The 1,180-nt window shown below is 73.2% G+C and carries 2 protein-coding genes; both read left to right on the top strand.

Going from position 1 to position 1,180, the window contains the following annotated elements; translation table 11 throughout:
- Nucleotides 1-694, top strand: a 694-nt coding sequence (locus tag AC2W7M_RS25925; RefSeq protein ID WP_486136012.1) for an acetate--CoA ligase family protein, incomplete at its 5' end; no start/stop codon positions are given.
- On the top strand, nucleotides 691-1,180 hold a 490-nt coding region (locus AC2W7M_RS25920; protein ID WP_486136010.1), incomplete at its 3' end, for an alcohol dehydrogenase catalytic domain-containing protein. The genes AC2W7M_RS25925 and AC2W7M_RS25920, both read left to right, overlap by 4 nt.

Below are 1,180 nucleotides of genomic sequence, written 5' to 3'. Positions count from 1 at the left end.
GCGGCCATCCCCGCCCATGCCCTCAAATGAGCACGGGGCGTTGGGACTGCTGAAAGCCGCCGGCCTGCCCGCCCCCGACGTGCGCGTCGCCGCGACGCCGGACGAGGCCGCCCGCGCGGCCGGGGAAATCGGCTTCCCCGTGGTGGTGAAGGTCCTCTCCCCCGACATCCTCCACAAGTCGGACATCGGCGGCGTGGCGCTCAATCTCGCCACGGCCGAGGCGGTGCGGGAAGCGGCGGCGACCGTTCTGGAGCGCGCCCGCGCCGCAGCGCCGGAGGCCCGCATCGACGGCGTGCTGATCGCGCCGATGATGCCGAAGGGCGGCGTCGAGACCATCCTCGGCGTCACGGTGGACCCGGTGTTCGGCCCCATGGTGATGTTCGGCCTCGGCGGCGTGCTGGTGGAGGTGATGGGCGACGTGGCCCTGCGCCGTGCGCCGTTCGGCCTCAAGGAGGCGCGCGCCATGATCGGCGAGATCCGCGGCGCGAAGGTGCTCGAAGGCGTGCGCGGCGCCCCGCCCGCCGACACCGAGGCGCTCGCCGCGGCCTTGGTGGCGCTCTCGCGCTTTGCCGCCGCCAATGCGGAGCGGATCGAGAGCATCGACGTGAACCCCTTCCTCGTCTTCCCCGAAGGCAAGGGCGCCGTGGCGCTCGACGCCGTCATCGTTCCCGCCGCCGGAAAGGCCGCCTCATGAGCACGCCCGAGACCATGGACGCCCTTGTCTGCACCGCCCACGGCGAGCCGTCCGGGCTCACGGTCGCCGCGGCTCCGGTGCCGGTGCCGAAGGCGGGACAGGTGCTGATCGCGGTGGAGGCCGCCGGCATCTCCTATGTGGACGTGCTGATGGGGCGCAACGCGCACCAGAACAAGCACCCGGTGCCGTTCTCGCCGGGCATGGAGGTGGCGGGACGCATCGCCGCCTTGGGCGAGGGCGTCACCGCATTCTCGCTTGGCCAGAGCGTGGCGGCTTTGGTCTATGACGGCGGCCATGCCCCCTTCGTCGCCGCGAGCGTCACGGAAACCTTCGCGCTGCCCGAGGGCTGCGACCCGGTGCGCACGGCGGGCCTGCTCTCCGTGGCCCTCACCGCCGACCTCGCTTTGGCCGAGCGCGCGCACCTGCAGCCCGGCGAGACGGTGCTGGTGGGCGGGGGCGGCGGCGGCGTCGGCATCTGTGCATCCA

The sequence above is a fragment of the Xanthobacter sp. BG11Y11_SDJG genome, assembly GCF_057364445.1.
Note: the sequence above shows the minus strand (reverse complement) of the source record. Positions and strands in the feature narration are given on the sequence as shown.